This window comes from Pandoraea sp. NPDC090278 (genome assembly GCF_044772185.1).
In the GTDB taxonomy this organism is placed as follows: domain Bacteria; phylum Pseudomonadota; class Gammaproteobacteria; order Burkholderiales; family Burkholderiaceae; genus Pandoraea.
Genome location: NZ_JBIVYJ010000008.1, coordinates 1 through 17,430, shown reverse-complemented (window position 1 = coordinate 17,430; position 17,430 = coordinate 1). Strand labels below are relative to the sequence as shown.

11 protein-coding genes and 4 tRNA genes are annotated in these 17,430 nt (G+C 59.2%); all 15 read right to left on the bottom strand.

What is annotated here, in order from left to right:
• Nucleotides 1-61: 61 nt before the first annotated feature.
• The 15 genes from ACIQWO_RS24285 to ACIQWO_RS24215 all read right to left on the bottom strand — a co-directional run bounded on the left by ACIQWO_RS24285 (nt 62) and on the right by ACIQWO_RS24215 (nt 16,783).
• Nucleotides 62-1,486, bottom strand: a complete 1,425-nt coding sequence (locus tag ACIQWO_RS24285) for a mannose-1-phosphate guanylyltransferase/mannose-6-phosphate isomerase (RefSeq protein ID WP_402829686.1) — start codon at nt 1,484-1,486, stop codon at nt 62-64.
• Between the two features lie 247 nt (nt 1,487-1,733).
• The gene (rpoC, locus tag ACIQWO_RS24280) at nt 1,734-5,945 is read right to left on the bottom strand and encodes a DNA-directed RNA polymerase subunit beta' (RefSeq protein WP_402829683.1); all 4,212 of its coding nucleotides are present in this window, start codon (nt 5,943-5,945) and stop codon (nt 1,734-1,736) included.
• Between the two features lie 26 nt (nt 5,946-5,971).
• Nucleotides 5,972-10,078, bottom strand: a complete 4,107-nt coding sequence (gene rpoB, locus ACIQWO_RS24275; protein WP_150666800.1) for a DNA-directed RNA polymerase subunit beta — start codon at nt 10,076-10,078, stop codon at nt 5,972-5,974.
• Between the two features lie 528 nt (nt 10,079-10,606).
• Entirely contained in the window at nt 10,607-10,984 is a 378-nt protein-coding gene (gene rplL, locus ACIQWO_RS24270; RefSeq protein WP_046290061.1) for a 50S ribosomal protein L7/L12, read from the bottom strand.
• Between the two features lie 60 nt (nt 10,985-11,044).
• A complete protein-coding gene (gene rplJ, locus ACIQWO_RS24265) occupies nt 11,045-11,542 on the bottom strand; it encodes a 50S ribosomal protein L10 (RefSeq protein ID WP_046290062.1) in 498 nt (165 codons plus the stop codon).
• A 322-nt stretch (nt 11,543-11,864) separates the two neighbouring features.
• Nucleotides 11,865-12,560, bottom strand: coding sequence for a 50S ribosomal protein L1 (gene rplA / locus ACIQWO_RS24260; RefSeq protein ID WP_046290063.1), 696 nt, complete (start codon nt 12,558-12,560; stop codon nt 11,865-11,867).
• Complete coding sequence (gene rplK / locus ACIQWO_RS24255) at nt 12,560-12,991, bottom strand: 50S ribosomal protein L11 (protein ID WP_039393782.1); 432 nt, start codon at nt 12,989-12,991, stop codon at nt 12,560-12,562. The genes rplA and rplK overlap by 1 nt, the downstream gene beginning before the upstream one ends.
• A gap of 143 nt (nt 12,992-13,134) precedes the next feature.
• On the bottom strand, nt 13,135-13,692 hold the full coding sequence (nusG, locus tag ACIQWO_RS24250; RefSeq protein ID WP_039393784.1) for a transcription termination/antitermination protein NusG: 558 nt from the start codon (nt 13,690-13,692) through the stop codon (nt 13,135-13,137).
• Nucleotide 13,693: 1 nt separating this feature from the next.
• Nucleotides 13,694-14,074, bottom strand: coding sequence for a preprotein translocase subunit SecE (gene secE / locus ACIQWO_RS24245; protein ID WP_039393786.1), 381 nt, complete (start codon nt 14,072-14,074; stop codon nt 13,694-13,696).
• A 22-nt stretch (nt 14,075-14,096) separates the two neighbouring features.
• Nucleotides 14,097-14,172: transfer RNA gene (locus ACIQWO_RS24240), tRNA-Trp, on the bottom strand.
• A gap of 64 nt (nt 14,173-14,236) precedes the next feature.
• On the bottom strand, nt 14,237-15,445 hold the full coding sequence (gene tuf / locus ACIQWO_RS24235) for an elongation factor Tu (RefSeq protein ID WP_233328418.1): 1,209 nt from the start codon (nt 15,443-15,445) through the stop codon (nt 14,237-14,239).
• A gap of 70 nt (nt 15,446-15,515) precedes the next feature.
• Nucleotides 15,516-15,590 (bottom strand) — tRNA-Thr (locus tag ACIQWO_RS24230).
• A gap of 31 nt (nt 15,591-15,621) precedes the next feature.
• Nucleotides 15,622-15,695, bottom strand: a tRNA-Gly gene (locus ACIQWO_RS24225).
• A gap of 75 nt (nt 15,696-15,770) precedes the next feature.
• Nucleotides 15,771-15,856, bottom strand: a tRNA-Tyr gene (locus ACIQWO_RS24220).
• Between the two features lie 162 nt (nt 15,857-16,018).
• On the bottom strand, nt 16,019-16,783 hold the full coding sequence (locus tag ACIQWO_RS24215; RefSeq protein WP_402829673.1) for a glycosyltransferase family 25 protein: 765 nt from the start codon (nt 16,781-16,783) through the stop codon (nt 16,019-16,021).
• Nucleotides 16,784-17,430: the final 647 nt, after the last annotated feature.

The following is a 17,430-nucleotide window of genomic DNA, read 5'->3' as shown; positions in this document are numbered from 1 at the left end:
TTCGTGATGCGGCTCGCCCCTTTACCGGGGCGAGCGGGACTGCTCGGTGCTTACTTCGTGCTTACTTCGTGCGGCCGTAGTCGTCCTGGAAGCGGACGATATCGTCTTCGCCCAGATACGCGCCGGACTGCACTTCGATCAGTTCGAGCGGCACGCGGCCCGGGTTTTCCAGACGGTGCGTCGTGCCCAGCGGAATGTACGTCGACTGGTTCTCAGTCAGCAGCGTCGTCGTGTCGCCGTTCACCACACGCGCCGTGCCCTTCACCACGATCCAGTGCTCCGAGCGGTGGAAGTGCATCTGCAAGCTCAGCGAAGCGCCCGGCTTCACGACGATCTTCTTCACCTGGAAGCGGTCGCCCACGCAAATGCCTTCGTAATCTCCCCACGGACGGAACACGCGTTGATGGAACACCGACTCCGAGCGGCCTTGGGCGATCAGCGTCTCGACCACGCGCTTGACGTCCTGCACGTGATCTTTCGACGCGACCAGCACGACGTCCGGCGTTTCCACGATCACGAGATTCTCGACACCGATGGCCGCGACCATCCGGCTCTCGCCACGGACATAGCTGTTCTTCACACCGTGCGTCACGACATCGCCGATCAGGCTATTGCCGTTCTCGTCACGCTCGGCAATCTCCGCCACCGCCGACCACGAACCGATGTCGTTCCACCCCAGACCGTCGGCATCCACCACAGCGGCACGCTGCGCCTTCTCCATAACGGCATAGTCGATGGAGTCCGACGGGCAGGCTTCGAGACTCGCCTTGTCCAGACGGAAGAAGTCGATATCCACCACGCCCTGCTCCACCGCCACCTTCACCTGCTTGAACATCGCCGGGGCGAGGCGTTCGAGTTCATCGAGATACGCCGATGCCTTGAACATGAACATGCCACTGTTCCAGTAGCAGTTGCCAGCGGCGATGAGTGCTGCGGCCTTGTCGGCGTCCGGCTTCTCGACGAACTGGTCGATGTTGAACCCGCTCGCGCACACTTGCGTGGCAGCGCCGCGGCGAATGTAGCCGTAGCCGGTGTGCGGGGATGTCGGCGGAATGCCGAAGGTGACGAGATAGCCGTCGTCGGCCAGCGTCTTGGCCGCGCGCACCGCTTCGAGGAACTTGGCCTCGTTGGTGATGGCGTGATCGGAAGGCAGCACGAGCAACGTGGCATCGGCGTCCTGACGCAAGGCCACCAGCGCCGCCGCCGCAACGGCCGGTGCAGTGTTGCGTGCTACAGGTTCGAGCACGATAGCGCCCGGCGTCGTGTCGATCGCGCGCAACTGCTCGGCCACGAGGAAGCGCTGTTCGTTGTTGGAGATGATCAGCGGGGCGGCCACGCCGTCGAGCGCGCCGACGCGCTTGACCGTCTGCTGGAGCAATGTGTCCGAACCGGCGAGCGCGAGATACTGCTTTGGATAGCTGGCTCGCGACAAAGGCCACAAACGTGTACCACTACCGCCGCACAGAATTACAGGAGTTATCGCCATATTCCGGTTCGTAGAAAGTTACGCCACATCGCTTAGGGAAGCGAAAATTATATCGTCATTTCAAGCACTTAAAACGACATTGCGATGACGGAAGTTTGCCTCGGATGGGCGTCGGCACCATGTTTTACCGTCGCGCAAAAGAAAAGCGGCACCCCGCAAAGGGTGCCGCTTTCATACTACGGTACAGCGATACAGCGCAGTGCCGAATCGGCGGTGCCGGCTTGCGCCAGCGCCGCCCGCGTCCGGCTTACTCTGCCGTCGGCTCTTCCACCGAAGTGGGGATCGGGGCAAACGCCTCTTCCAGAGCGATCTGGTCGTGACGCTCGCGATCCGACGATTCACGGGCCTTGCGGGCCTTGTGATACGCCAGACCCGTACCTGCCGGGATCAGACGGCCAACGATAACGTTTTCCTTCAGGCCACGCAGGTCGTCCTTCTTGCCCATGATGGCGGCTTCGGTCAGCACGCGCGTCGTTTCCTGGAACGATGCAGCCGAGATGAACGAATCCGTCGACAGCGACGCCTTCGTAATACCCAGCAGCACGTTCTCGTACTGCGCCGGACGCTTGTCCGCGGCGTTCATGGCGTCGTTCTCGTAGAGCATGTCCGAACGCTCGACCTGTTCGCCGATGATGAAGCGCGTATCGCCGTTGTCGGTGATCTGCACACGACGCAGCATCTGGCGAACGATCACCTCGATGTGCTTGTCGTTAATCTTCACACCCTGCAAGCGGTACACGTCCTGCACTTCATCGACGATGTAGCGCGACAGCGCTTCGATACCCTGCAGACGCAGGATGTCGTGCGGGTCGGCCGGGCCGTCCACGATCATTTCGCCCTTGTTCACCACCTGACCGTCGTGCACCAGCACCTGCTTTTCCTTCGGAATCAGGAATTCGTGCTGGTTGCCGTCCAGATCGGTAATGACCAGACGCTGCTTGCCCTTCGTGTCCTTACCGAACGACGTCGTACCCGTGACTTCGGCCAGAATGCCGGCGTCCTTCGGTGCACGCGCTTCGAACAGTTCGGCCACGCGCGGCAGACCCCCGGTAATGTCACGCGTCTTCTGCGCTTCAGTCGGGATACGTGCGAGCACTTCACCCACCGGCACTTGCTGACCATCCTTGATGGTGATCAGTGCGCCGACCTGGAAGCCGATCGTCACCGGGTGATCCGTACCCGGGATCTTCACTTCCACGCCGTTCTCGTCGAGCAGCTTGACCTGCGGACGCACGTTCTTCGACGCCGGACCACGACGCTTCGGATCGATCACGACCAGCGTGGACAGACCCGTCACATCGTCGATCTGCTTGGCAACCGTGACACCTTCCTCAACGTTCTCGAACTTGGCGAAACCGCCGTGTTCGGTAATGATCGGGCGCGTCAGCGGATCCCACGTACCCAGTTGGGCACCGGCCTTGACCTGTGCGCCGTCCAGTTGCAGCAGCGTCGCGCCGTACGGCACCTTGTGACGCTCGCGCTCACGACCGTGATCGTCCGTGATCAGGACTTCACCCGAACGCGAGATCGCGATCTGCTCGCCGCGGCCGTTCGTCACGTAACGCATGGTTGCCGTGAAGCGAACCGTACCGTTCGACTTGGCTTCGATCGACGAGGCCACTGCCGCACGCGATGCCGCACCACCGATGTGGAACGTACGCATCGTCAACTGCGTGCCCGGCTCACCGATCGACTGTGCTGCGATCACGCCGACAGCTTCGCCGACGTTCACACGCGAACCGCGACCCAGGTCACGGCCATAGCACAGTGCGCACAGACCGAAACGCGTATCGCAGGTCAACGGCGTGCGCACGCGCACTTCGTCGATACCCAGCGCTTCGATGTTCTCGACGATGTCTTCGTCGAGCAGCGTACCGGCTTCGTACACCGTCTCTTGCGTTTCCGGATTCACGACGTCGGCCACAGCCACACGACCCAGGATACGGTCACGCAGGGCTTCGACCACTTCACCGCCCTCGACCAGCGCCTTCATCGCCACGCCGTTGCTCGTGCCGCAGTCGTCTTCGACCACGACCAGATCCTGCGTCACGTCGACCAGACGACGCGTCAGGTAACCCGAGTTTGCCGTCTTCAGTGCCGTATCGGCCAGACCCTTACGTGCACCGTGGGTCGAGATGAAGTACTGCAACACGTTCAGGCCTTCGCGGAAGTTCGCGGTAATCGGCGTCTCGATAATCGAGCCGTCCGGCTTGGCCATCAGGCCACGCATACCGGCGAGCTGGCGAATCTGGGCGCTCGAACCGCGAGCACCGGAGTCGGCCATCATGTAAATCGAGTTGAACGACTCCTGATCCACGACGTTGCCATCGCGGTCGGTGGTCTTTTCCTTCGAGAGCTGCTCCATCATCGCCTTACCCACGGCGTCACCGGTAGCACCCCAAATGTCCACGACGTTGTTGTAACGCTCTTGCGACGTGACCAGACCCGACATGTACTGACGGTCGTATTCCTTGACCTTCTTCGACGCTTCGCCGATCAGCTCTTCCTTCTTCGTCGGCACGAGCATGTCGTCGACGCAGATCGAGATACCGGCACGCGTTGCGAGCTTGAAGCCCGACTGCATCAGCTTGTCGACGAAGATCACCGTCTCGCGCAGACCGCAACGGCGGAACGCCGTGTTGATCAGCTTCGAGATTTCCTTCTTCTTGAGCGACTTGTTCAGCACCGAGAACGGCAGGCCCGGCGGCAGAATTTCCGACAAGATCGCGCGGCCGACGGTCGTCGGGTACAGCGTGATCTTCGGCGTCTTCTCGCCCGTTTCCGCGTCGACCAGGTACTCCGTAATACGCACGTTCACGCGCGAAGCCAGTTCGACTTCCTTGTTGTCGTACGCACGCAGCACTTCGGACACGTCGATGAACGACAGGCCTTCGCCCTTGCCGTTGATCTTGTCGCGCGTCGCGTAGTACAGACCCAGCACGATATCCTGCGACGGCACGATCGACGGATCGCCGTTAGCCGGGAACAACACGTTGTTCGAGGCCAGCATCAGGGTACGCGCTTCCATCTGCGCTTCGAGCGACAGCGGCACGTGAACAGCCATCTGGTCACCGTCGAAGTCGGCGTTGAACGCCGCGCAAACCAGCGGGTGAAGCTGAATTGCCTTGCCTTCGATCAGCACCGGCTCGAACGCCTGAATACCCAGGCGGTGAAGCGTCGGTGCGCGGTTCAGCATGATCGGATGCTCGCGGATCACCTCTTCCAAGATGTCCCACACCACCGCCGTCTGGTTCTCGACTTCCTTCTTCGCGGCCTTGATGGTCGTGGCCACGCCCATCACTTCCAGCTTGTGGAAGATGAACGGCTTGAAGAGTTCGAGCGCCATCAGCTTCGGCAGACCGCACTGATGCAGCTTGAGCGTCGGGCCCACGGTAATCACCGAACGGCCCGAGTAGTCAACGCGCTTACCCAGCAAGTTCTGACGGAAACGACCGCTCTTACCCTTGATCATGTCGGCCAGCGACTTGAGCGGGCGCTTGTTCGCACCGGTCATCGCCTTACCGCGACGGCCGTTGTCGAGCAGCGAGTCCACGGACTCTTGCAGCATGCGCTTTTCGTTGCGCACGATGATGTCCGGGGCCTTCAGCTCGAGCAGACGCTTCAGACGGTTGTTACGGTTGATGACGCGGCGATACAGATCGTTCAGGTCCGAGGTCGCGAAGCGGCCACCGTCGAGCGGCACCAGCGGGCGCAGCTCAGGCGGGAGCACCGGCAGGACTTCGAGCACCATCCACTCGGGCTTGATGCCCGAGCGCTGGAATGCCTCAAGAACCTTCAGGCGCTTGGCGTACTTCTTGATCTTGGCTTCCGAGCCCGTGGCTTGCAGCTCGGCGCGCAGATGCTCGACCTGTGCGTCGATGTCGATCGAGCGCAGCAGCTCGCGCACGCCTTCCGCGCCCATCTCGGCACGGAATTCGTCGCCGTATTCCTCGACCTTGTTGTAGTAATCCTCTTCGGTCATGATCTGGCAACGCTTGAGCGGCGTCATGCCCGGCTCGAGCACCACATATGCTTCGAAGTACAGCACGCGTTCGATGTCGCGCAGCGTCATGTCGAGCACCATGCCCAGACGCGACGGGAGCGACTTCAGGAACCAGATGTGCGCGACCGGCGAAGCCAGTTCGATGTGGCCCATGCGCTCACGACGCACCTTGGCCAGCGTCACTTCAACGCCGCACTTCTCGCATATCACGCCACGGTGCTTCAGGCGCTTGTACTTGCCGCAAAGGCACTCGTAGTCCTTGATCGGACCGAAGATCTTGGCGCAGAACAGACCGTCGCGTTCGGGCTTGAAGGTCCGGTAGTTGATCGTCTCCGGCTTCTTCACTTCACCGAACGACCACGAGCGGATCTTGTCCGGCGAAGCCAGACCGATCTTGATCGCGTCGAACTGTTCGTCCTGCTGGACTTGCTTGAATAGATCGAGCAAAGCTTTCATTGCTTTCTCCTGTTGCCTGAACGCGATTAACCGCGCTCCAGGTCGATATCGATACCGAGCGAACGGATTTCCTTGACCAGCACGTTGAACGATTCCGGCATGCCGGCATCGATCACGTGATCGCCCTTGACGAGGTTCTCGTACACCTTCGTACGACCCGTCACGTCATCCGACTTCACCGTCAGCATTTCCTGCAGCACATACGATGCGCCGTAAGCTTCCAGTGCCCACACTTCCATTTCACCGAAGCGCTGACCACCGAACTGAGCCTTACCGCCCAACGGCTGTTGCGTCACCAGCGAGTACGGACCGGTCGAACGGGCGTGCATCTTGTCGTCGACCAAGTGGTGCAGCTTGAGCATGTGCATGAAGCCGCAAGTGACCGTACGCTCGAAGGCTTCGCCAGTGCGACCGTCGAACAGCGTGACCTGGTTCTTTGACTTCGTCATGCCGAGTTCCTTCGCGATGTGATCCGGGAACGCCAGATCCAGCATGCGACGGATTTCCTCTTCATGCGCGCCATCGAACACCGGCGTCGCGAACGGAACACCGTTCTGCAGGTTGCGTGCCAACGACATGATTTCGTCGTCCGACAGGCTGTCGATATCTTCTTGCTGACCGCTCTCGTTGTAGATCTTCGTCAGGAACTTGCGCAGCTCCTGGACCTTCGTGTGCGCTTGCAGCATTTCGCCGATACGCCAGCCCAGACCCTTCGCTGCCCAGCCGAGGTGCGATTCGAGAATCTGACCCACGTTCATCCGCGACGGCACGCCGAGCGGGTTGAGCACGATGTCTGCCGGACGGCCATCGGCCATGTACGGCATATCCTCGATCGGCACGATCTTCGAGACCACACCCTTGTTACCGTGACGGCCGGCCATCTTGTCGCCAGGCTGCAGACGACGCTTGACTGCCAGGTACACCTTGACCATCTTCAGCACGCCCGGCGGCAGTTCGTCGCCTTGCGTGAGCTTCTTGCGCTTCTCTTCGAAAGCCAGGTCGAACGAGTGACGCTTCTGCTCGATCGATTCCTTGATCTGTTCGAGCTGTTGCGCACCTTCGTCTTCTGCCAGACGGATGTCGAACCAGTGGTAGCGATCCAGATCGGCCAGGTATTCCTTGGTGATCTTGGTGCCCTTGGCGAGCTTCTTCGGACCGCCATTGGCGGTCTTGCCCACCAGGAAACGCTCCAGACGCTGGAATGCGTCGCCTTCCACGATACGCAGCTGGTCGTTCAGGTCGAGGCGGTAGCCCTTCAGTTCATCGTCGATGATCTGCTGAGCGCGCTTGTCGCGCTGAATGCCTTCACGCGTGAACACTTGCACGTCGATGACCGTGCCGCTCATGCCCGACGGCACGCGCAGCGAGGTGTCCTTCACGTCCGAAGCCTTCTCGCCGAAGATCGCGCGCAGCAGCTTTTCTTCCGGCGTGAGCTGGGTTTCGCCCTTCGGCGTGACCTTGCCCACCAGCACGTCACCGGCTTCGACTTCCGCACCGATGTACACGATGCCCGACTCGTCCAGACGGCTCAGTTGCACTTCCGCCAGGTTCGAGATGTCGCGCGTGATTTCTTCCGGTCCGAGCTTCGTGTCGCGAGCGACAACGTTCAGTTCTTCGATGTGGATCGACGTGTAACGGTCTTCCGCAACGACACGTTCCGAGATCAGGATCGAGTCTTCGAAGTTGTAGCCGTTCCACGGCATGAACGCGATCAGCATGTTCTGACCCAGCGCCAGCTCACCCAGGTCGGTCGACGCGCCGTCGGCGATCACATCGCCGCGCGCAACCTTATCGCCCACTTCCACGATCGGACGCTGGTTGATGTTGGTGTTCTGGTTCGAACGCGTGTACTTGATCAGGTTGTAGATGTCCACGCCGACTTCACCGGCAACGGCTTCGTCGTCGTTCACGCGAATCACCACACGGCCTGCATCGACGTAGTCGACCACACCGCCACGGAACGCCTGCACGGTCGTACCCGAGTCAACGGCCACCGTACGTTCGATACCCGTACCGACAACCGCCTTTTCCGGACGCAGGCAAGGCACGGCCTGGCGCTGCATGTTCGAACCCATCAATGCGCGGTTCGCGTCATCGTGTTCGAGGAACGGAATCAGCGAAGCTGCGACCGAGACGATCTGCGACGGTGCCACGTCCATGTACTGGATGCGGTCCGGCGTGACCATCAGCGTTTCACCGGCTTCACGCGACGACACGAGTTCGTCGGTGAGTTCGCCGCTGGCGCCGATCGACGCGTTCGCCTGAGCGATCACGTAACGACCTTCTTCAATGGCCGACAGGTAGTCGATCTGGTCGGTGACCTTGCCGTCTTCCACCTTGCGGTACGGCGTCTCGAGGAAGCCGTATTCGTTCAGGCGGGCGTACAGTGCCAGCGAGTTGATCAGACCAATGTTCGGACCTTCCGGCGTTTCGATCGGGCACACGCGGCCATAGTGGGTCGGGTGCACGTCGCGGACTTCAAAGCCTGCACGTTCGCGCGTCAGACCGCCCGGGCCCAGTGCGGAAACACGACGCTTGTGCGTGATTTCCGACAGCGGGTTGGTCTGATCCATAAACTGCGACAGCTGCGACGAACCGAAGAACTCGCGAATGGCCGACGAAATCGGCTTGCTGTTGATCAGGTCGTGCGGCATCAGGTTTTCCGACTCAGCCTGACCCAGACGTTCCTTCACAGCGCGCTCGACACGCACGAGACCGGCGCGGAACTGGTTCTCTGCCAGTTCGCCGACGCAACGCACACGACGGTTACCCAAGTGGTCGATGTCGTCGACTTCGCCGCGGCCGTTACGAAGATCCACGAGGATCTTGATGGTCGCGAGAATATCGTCGTCGTCCAGCGTCATCGGTCCGAGCACTTCGTCACGGCCAACACGACGGTTGAACTTCATACGACCCACCTTCGACAGGTCGTACGCTTCTTCGCTGTAGAACAAACGGTTGAACAGGGCTTCGACCGCATCTTCGGTCGGCGGCTCGCCCGGGCGCATCATGCGATAGATCGCGATACGCGCGGCCGTCTTGTCGGCGGTCTCGTCGATACGCAGCGTGGCCGAGATGTACGAACCCTGGTCCAGATCGTTCGTGTACAGCGTCTGGATGTCCGACACACCCGACTCGCGCAGCTTGAGCAGCACGCTTTCGGTGATTTCGTCGTTAGCGTTGGCGATCACTTCGCCGGTGTCGCCATCGACCACGTTCTTCGCGAGCACACGGCCGAGGAGATAGTCTTCCGGCACCGAGATGAACTTGGTGTTGGCGTTCTCGAGGTCGCGGATGTGCTTGGCGTTGACGCGCTTGTCCTTCTGGACAATGACCTTGCCTTCGCGATCCGTGATGTCGAAGCGAGCCACTTCACCACGCAGACGCTCCGGCACGAACTCCATCTGTGCGCCTTCCGGCATCAGCTTGAAGTTGTCGAACACGAAGAAGTTCGCGAGGATCTGTTCCGGCGTCAGGCCAATGGCCTTGAGCAGGATCGTGACCGGCATCTTGCGACGGCGGTCAACGCGGAAGTACAGAATGTCCTTCGGATCGAATTCGAAGTCGAGCCACGAGCCGCGGTAGGGGATGATACGCGCGGAGAACAGCAGTTTGCCCGAGCTGTGCGTCTTGCCCTTGTCGTGTTCGAAGAACACGCCCGGCGAACGGTGCAGCTGCGAGACGATGACACGTTCCGTGCCATTGATGACGAAGGAACCCGTCGAGGTCATGAGCGGAATTTCGCCCATGTACACTTCTTGTTCCTTGACTTCCTTGACTACCGGCTTGTTCGGCGATTCTTTATCGAGAATCACCAGACGAACCTTGGCGCGCAGGGCCGAGCAGAAGGTCAGGCCGCGCTGTTGACATTCCTTGACATCGAACGCAGGCGTGCCAAGCAGATAGCTGACAAACTCCAGGCGTGCGAACCCGTTGTGAGAAACGATCGGGAAAATGGAGGAGAAGGCTGCTTGCAGACCCTCCGGCTTCCGCTCCGATGCAAGCGCATCGGCTTGCAAGAACGATGTGTACGAGGCGAGCTGGGTGGCCAGCAAAAACGGCACCTTGTGCACGGTCGGACGCTTCGCAAAACTCTTGCGAATGCGTTTCTTCTCGGTGAAGGAATAGTGCATTACGATCTCCGAATCACTACGATGACGACGACGGCAGGCATCGCCAACGGGTGTTCATCGACTGAGACCAGACGTCCCCCACGGCGGGCTTGCCGCGGAGCAACGAGCTTGGTGGTTGGCCGCTACCAACCGCTGGCTGACGGCGACGGATGCCTGTGTTGCCCGTCGCCCGACCAAACTTGCCTTCTGCAGTCGCTTCAGAAGACAAAGAGAAAACCGTCACGGGCCGATGCCTGACGCATCGAATACGCTTCCCGTCGCGATTTTTTCTTTGGCCTCTCGCTTACTTCCCCAGTGCGGCACATCGGCCGCTATCGCATGTCCCTGGACTCGTCTCATTGGGCGAACGCCCGTTTGAAACCGTGCGAGTCGCACGAGGCACAGCGAAATCACTTCAATTTCAACAACTTGGCTTAGCTTCAAGCCCGCTTTCGAATTTGGAATCCCGGTTTTGGGATTTGCATCTCCTGAAAGCACAAAAAGGCTGACGACATTTCGTCGCCAGCCTTCCCTACGCGCAGAGCCGAATTACTTAACTTCGACCTTGGCGCCGGCTTCTTCCAGCTTCTTCTTGGCTTCGTCAGCAGCAGCCTTGTCGACGCCTTCCTTGACAGCCTTCGGAGCGCCATCAACCAGATCCTTGGCTTCCTTCAGGCCCAGGCCGGTGATTTCGCGGACGGCCTTAATGACGCCGACCTTGTTTGCACCGACTTCTGCCAGGATGACGTTGAATTCGGTTTGCTCTTCAGCAGCTGCAGCAGCACCGCCGCCAGCAGCACCGCCAGCGACCATCATCGCAGCAGCCGACACGCCAAACTTTTCTTCGAACGCCTTGACCAGGTCGTTCAGTTCCATAACCGACATCGCGCCTACGGCTTCGATGATTTCGTCTTTCGTGATTGCCATTTGTAAAACTCCTAGATTGTGTTCGGACCGAAGTCAGCGATCGTGTAACCGGGGAGAGAATTAAGCAGCTTCCGCTTGCTTCTTCTCTGCCACGGCAGCCAGGACGCGAGCAAAGCCGGAAACCGGCGCTTGCATGACACCCAGCAACTTCGCGAGCAGTTCGTCGCGGCTCGGGATCGAGGCCAGCGCTTGCACGCCTGCCTTGTCCATCACCTTGCCGTCGTACGAGCCGGCCTTCAAGATCAACTTGTCGTTGCCCTTCGAAAAGTCGTTCAAGACTTTCGCAGCGGCTACGGGATCCGTCGAGATACCGTAGATCAGAGGACCGGTCATCTGCTCAGCCAGGTCAGCAAATGCAGTGTTTTCCACTGCACGGCGTGCCAGCGTGTTCTTCAGAACGCGCAGGTAGACGCCTTGCTGACGCGCATTGGCGCGAAGCTTCGTCAGATCGCCAACCGTGATTCCGCGATATTCAGCCACAACGATGGTCGAAGCGCCGGCGACTTGCGCCGATACTTCTGCCACGACGGCTTTCTTATCATCAAGATTAAGTGCCACGGTTAACCTCCAAAATTGACATCACCTCATGGTGATGCCGTTCCACTAACGGCTTACCGACATGTCTGGAGTTTCAACCCTCGCGCCCGGTTGCCCGCGTGCGACGGTGTGACTGCATAACTTGTTCGGGTTCGCCATCTGCGTTGGCTGGCGTATTAAGGGAGCGTCAGTGAATGCCCATTCCCGCCAACGGTCTTTGATAACCGGAAGCGTCTTCCGAAGAATCCGCTTCCGCCCAAAGTCTTTTGCTACAGGCTGTCGATCTCAAGGATCTCAGCCATCGCAGGGGACGCCATCACCCTGCGATTGCGATACTTATCGCTTAGGCCGACAGGCTGGCCTGGTCCACACGCACGCCAACGCCCATCGTGCTCGACAGGGCGATCTTGCGCAGGTAGACACCCTTGCTCGAAGCCGGCTTCGACTTCGTCAGGGCTTCCAGCAGTGCCGAAAGGTTCTGCTGCAGAGCAGCGGCTTCAAACGAAGCGCGACCGATCGTGGCGTGGATGATACCGGCCTTGTCGACACGGTATTGCACCTGACCTGCCTTGGCGTTCTTCACTGCCGTAGCGACGTCCGGGGTGACCGTGCCAACCTTCGGGTTCGGCATCAGGCCGCGCGGGCCGAGGATCTGGCCCAGCGTACCGACGATACGCATCGTGTCCGGCGAAGCGATCACGATGTCGAAGTCCATGTTGCCGGCCTTGATCTGCTCGGCCAGGTCTTCCATACCGACGATTTCAGCGCCGGCAGCCTTGGCTTGCTCAGCCTTTTCGCCTTGGGCGAAAACGGCCACGCGAACCGACTTACCGGTACCAGCCGGCAGAACGACCGAACCGCGAACCACTTGGTCCGACTTCTTCGCATCGACGCCCAGTTGAACGGCGACGTCGATCGACTCGTCGAACTTGGCGCTTGCGCATTCCTTGACCAGGGCCAGAGCGTCGCCGACCGGGTACAGCTTGTTGCGGTCGACCTTTGCGGCCAGTGCTTGTTGACGCTTCGAGATCTTAGCCATTACAGACCCTCCACCGTGATGCCCATCGAACGTGCGCTGCCAGCGATGGTGCGAACCGCGGCGTCCAGATCGGAGGCGGTAAGGTCAGGCATCTTGGTCTTCGCGATTTCTTCCGCTTGTGCGCGGGTGATCTTGCCCACCTTGTCGGTGTGCGGCTTGGCCGAACCCTTTTGCAGGTTGGCAGCCTTCTTGATCAGCACCGTTGCCGGCGGGGTCTTCAGGACGAACGTGAAGCTCTTGTCCGCGAAGGCGGTGATCACCACCGGAATCGGAAGACCCGGTTCGAGGCTCTGCGTTTGCGCGTTGAACGCCTTGCAGAACTCCATGATGTTCAGGCCACGCTGACCCAGGGCCGGGCCCACGGGGGGCGACGGGTTGGCTTTACCTGCAGGAATCTGCAGCTTGATAAAGCCGATGATTTTCTTTGCCATGGTTTACTCCGGAACGAATATGTGGCGCATATTCGGGGTTGAGTCATAGCGCGCGTTCACCAAAAACGGGCTACTGACGCTCCTCGGCGACGGGTGTCACCAACGCAAAAACGCGCCGGACGTCGCGCCGGCGCATTTTATTCTTAGATCTTTTCGACTTGTCCGAACTCCAGTTCTACCGGAGTTGCCCGTCCAAAAATGGTGACGGAGACACGGAGGCGGGACTTTTCGTAGTTCACTTCTTCCACCGAGCCGTTGAAGTCCGTGAAAGGACCATCCTTGACTCGAACCAGCTCGCCCACTTCGAACAACGTCTTGGGACGCGGCTTTTCAACCCCATCCTTGATTTGCGACATGATCTTGTCGACTTCAGCTTGTCGGATCGGAATCGGACGCGTGCCCGTGCCGCCGATAAAGCCCGTGACCTTGGGCGTGTTCTTCACCAAGTGCCACGATTCATCCGTCATTTCCATCTCACACAGCACATAGCCGGGGAAGAAACGACGTTCGGTGACCTTCTTATGGCCAGCCGTAGTTTCAACAACTTCTTCGGTCGGAACAAGAATCTGACCAAAGTAATCTTGCATGCCCTCACGCGTAATGCGCTCTTGCAGTTGCTTGGCTACGCTTTTTTCCATGCCGGAGTAGGCATGAATGACGTACCAGCGCTTCTTGCTCGGTGCAGCTCCGGTATCAGACATATCACTTCCAGCCAAGAATCAAAGAGAACACTGCCCATTCGATCGTCTTGTCGCTGATCCACAGATACAGCGCCATGATGATGACGAACGCGAAGACAATCGCGGTCGTTTGGGCAGCCTCTTTACGGGTCGGCCAAACGACCTTACCCACTTCCCGATACGCATCCTTGGCAAAAGCCAGGAAGCCTTTGCCAGTTTGCGATGCCAATGCAACACCTGCTGCGATGGCCAGAACGACGACGATGGCAGCAACGCGCACGTACAGTGCTTGTTGCTCCAAAGCGTAGAACGCCACGACGCCAGCAATCACCAGCAGCCCGGCCAGAGCCAGCAGCAGCTTGTCGCCAGTCGTACGTACAGTTTCTACGGGAGAATTCGCCATTTCCAGCTTGCAGACAGTTGTTTGGCAGGGGCAGAGGGAATCGAACCCCCAACCTTCGGTTTTGGAGACCGACGCTCTGCCAGTTGAGCTATACCCCTAAAACAGCAGAGAGGTCAGCTGCCAAAAGCTGACCCCGTAAGCGCGGACCGTTAAGGTACCGGCTTAAGCTACGATCTTTGCAACGACGCCCGAACCCACCGTACGGCCACCTTCGCGGATTGCGAAGCGCAGACCTTCGGTCATGGCGATCGGAGCGATCAGCTTGACGCTGATCGACACGTTGTCGCCCGGCATGACCATTTCCTTGCCTTCCGGCAGGGTGATCGAACCGGTCACGTCCGTCGTACGGAAGTAGAACTGCGGACGATAGTTGTTGAAGAACGGCGTGTGACGGCCGCCTTCGTCCTTCGACAGCACGTACACTTCGGCCGTGAAGCTCATGTGCGGCTTGATCGAGCCCGGCTTGGCCAGAACCTGACCACGCTGGACGTCTTCACGCTTCGTGCCGCGCAGCAGCAGGCCAACGTTGTCGCCTGCTTGACCTTGGTCGAGCAGCTTGCGGAACATTTCAACGCCCGTGCAGGTCGTCTTGTCGATGTGCGGCTTGTCACCGTCCATCTTGATACCGACGATTTCGATTTCTTCGCCGACCTTGACGATGCCCGACTCGATACGACCCGTCACCACCGTGCCACGACCCGAGATCGAGAACACGTCTTCCACCGGCATCAGGAACGGCTTATCGATAGCGCGCTCCGGCGTCGGGATGTACGAATCCAGCGCATCGGCCAGGTTCATGATCGCGACTTCGCCCAGTTCGCCCTTGTCGCCTTCCAGCGCCAGCTTGGCCGAACCCTTGATGATCGGGGTGTCGTCACCCGGGAAGTCGTACTTCGAGAGAAGCTCGCGCACTTCCATTTCGACCAGCTCGAGCAGCTCGGCGTCGTCGACCATGTCGCACTTGTTCAGGAACACGATGATGTACGGCACACCGACCTGACGGGCGAGCAGGATGTGCTCACGCGTTTGCGGCATCGGGCCGTCAGCAGCCGAGCAAACCAGGATAGCGCCGTCCATCTGGGCAGCACCGGTAATCATGTTCTTGACGTAGTCGGCGTGGCCCGGGCAGTCAACGTGTGCGTAGTGGCGCGTAGCCGTTTCGTACTCGATGTGTGCCGTGTTGATCGTGATACCACGTGCCTTTTCTTCCGGCGCCGCGTCGATTTCGTCGTACTTCTTGGCTTCGCCGCCGAACTTGGCCGACAGAACCGTTGCGATAGCAGCCGTCAGGGTGGTCTTGCCATGGTCAACGTGGCCAATGGTACCGACGTTCACGTGCGGCTTAGTCCGCTCGAATTTTTCCTTTGCCATTTCCGACTCCTAACGGGTTATCTATTGCCGAGGTTGCTCGGCATGTTGATTGCCGCGCTTCACTATCTTTTGGTGCCCATGGGCAGGATCGAACTGCCGACCTCTCCCTTACCAAGGGAGTGCTCTACCACTGAGCCACATGGGCGAATCCTGTACTACTGGTTCTGCGCGTCACCTGGAGCGGGTGAAGGGAATCGAACCCTCGTCATAAGCTTGGAAGGCTTCTGCTCTACCATTGAGCTACACCCGCTTGGATTCCGACTCTCGCCACTTGGTAACAAGCGCCGGAGAACTCATGTTTCCGGCGCTTATTACTTCCGCATTCTGGTGGAGGAGGTTGGATTCGAACCAACGTAGGCGTAAGCCAACAGATTTACAGTCTGCCCCCTTTAGCCACTCGGGCACCCCTCCGCAGAGAATTTGCAATTATGGAGATGTCCCCCTGCCTTGTCAACACCTTCCACGCATTAAATATGCAGTTTCTATGCCTGCGGCCCGAAAAAAATCACGAGAACGCGGCAACTCTTTGATTTGTTGGATTATCTTGAATTTCGGAAAATCGCCGAGACGGAGTCAGCGAGCGCCTGCTAACAAGCGTCTACGCCAAACGTCCATGTGACTGTTCAGGCAGTCTTTCCCCATTTGGAATTCTCGGCGCAGCTTTTGCACAAGGCTCCGTTCTGCCTTTCGGCGACCGGTGATCGTAGTACCGAGATCATTGCCCACATCCACAACAATGTCTGGCGACATCGAGATCATGCGGACGCCGTGCTCCCAATTGCGGTTCAGCATATCGTCGACCGGATGGATCATCCGTTTGGCGTAGTCCAACAGGGCTAACGCGGCATCGCGACGGATGAGATAGCCCTGCGTGCCGCCAGGCTGCTTGCGGTGATCATGGAGGACGCCACCATCCGGGAGCTCACCCACCTTCCAACGCCCGGAATCCCCTCCACCCTTCAACCTCATGATCCCCCAGTGGATCGAGACGTCCAACGCTGCCGCAAGGCGTCCGGAGAAGTCAGGCGTCAGCTCGACGTCGTCTTCCAGGACACACCAGATATCGTCGTTAGACCGCGCCAGGGCTTCCCAGATGCGATAGTGGCTGTCATAGCAGCCCACCTCTCCGAGCGTCAGATGGCTCGAATACATTTTGAGGCGAGTCGCCTCGTCGTACGTCACTGGATATTGGTCAATGCGCTGCGCATCGAAGAATCTGAATGGGACGCTCGCTTTGGTCAGCTGCGCCGTGATGTGAGCGCGACGCTCATGGCTGTCGACTAATGACACGACGATAACGGGAGGAAGACGCGACCCCGGGACATACATCTGGTTCATTTTTTATGGTCTACGTGAGCACCGCGTCGAGAATGCGAAGCGCTCATATTGCTGTTCGAAACAGCGGACAGCATAAACCGCCAATATGTCGAATCGCGCACTGCGCCATGCGCTTTAAGAGTCGTCTTATACGGCCTGCGCGTTTTCCTTTTCGCTCTTCAAGCGCGCACCACGAGCAGTCATTTTCTGCCGAGAAAGGCGCGGTAAGGCGGACGGATAAGGCTTCCAACACAGTCCGCACCGGCGCCATTCAACAGGAATGGAGCGGCAATGGCGTTGGTAAATGGCCGGATGAGTTATTCGAATCGTTTCAATGAACCCTGCGAAGGGCCACATCGCGCATGGATTCGCCAATCCACTTGATCGTGTGGACCATCGAGCACGCCAGATGCCATCGATCCCCTCGGCCTCATGGTCGACATTGGCGCGAATATCGAAACGCGGCGTCATCGAGGCTAGTTCGGATGATCGATTGATCATCAGGAAGGTGGATCTTCGGGCTTTCGCCTGGCGACTGGGCATCGCCCGGTGGGGATCAAAGTGCACGGCCCGAAAGCAAAAACCCCTTGCTACGTTGGTAGCAAGGGGTTTTTAAGGGGAGCCTGACGATTACCTACTTTCACACGGGTATCCGCACTATCATCGGC

Bases quoted from the DNA above. Each gene is read 5' to 3' on its own strand.
- ACIQWO_RS24285 (WP_402829686.1), bottom strand. From the start codon at position 1,486: ATGGCGATAACTCCTGTAATTCTGTGCGGCGGTAGTGGTACACGTTTG.
- rpoC (WP_402829683.1), bottom strand. From the start codon at position 5,945: ATGAAAGCTTTGCTCGATCTATTCAAGCAAGTCCAGCAGGACGAACAG.
- rpoB (WP_150666800.1), bottom strand. From the start codon at position 10,078: ATGCACTATTCCTTCACCGAGAAGAAACGCATTCGCAAGAGTTTTGCG.
- rplL (WP_046290061.1), bottom strand. From the start codon at position 10,984: ATGGCAATCACGAAAGACGAAATCATCGAAGCCGTAGGCGCGATGTCG.
- rplA (WP_046290063.1), bottom strand. From the start codon at position 12,560: ATGGCTAAGATCTCGAAGCGTCAACAAGCACTGGCCGCAAAGGTCGAC.
- rplK (WP_039393782.1), bottom strand. From the start codon at position 12,991: ATGGCAAAGAAAATCATCGGCTTTATCAAGCTGCAGATTCCTGCAGGT.
- nusG (WP_039393784.1), bottom strand. From the start codon at position 13,692: ATGTCTGATACCGGAGCTGCACCGAGCAAGAAGCGCTGGTACGTCATT.
- secE (WP_039393786.1), bottom strand. From the start codon at position 14,074: ATGGCGAATTCTCCCGTAGAAACTGTACGTACGACTGGCGACAAGCTG.
- tuf (WP_233328418.1), bottom strand. From the start codon at position 15,445: ATGGCAAAGGAAAAATTCGAGCGGACTAAGCCGCACGTGAACGTCGGT.
- ACIQWO_RS24215 (WP_402829673.1), bottom strand. From the start codon at position 16,783: ATGAACCAGATGTATGTCCCGGGGTCGCGTCTTCCTCCCGTTATCGTC.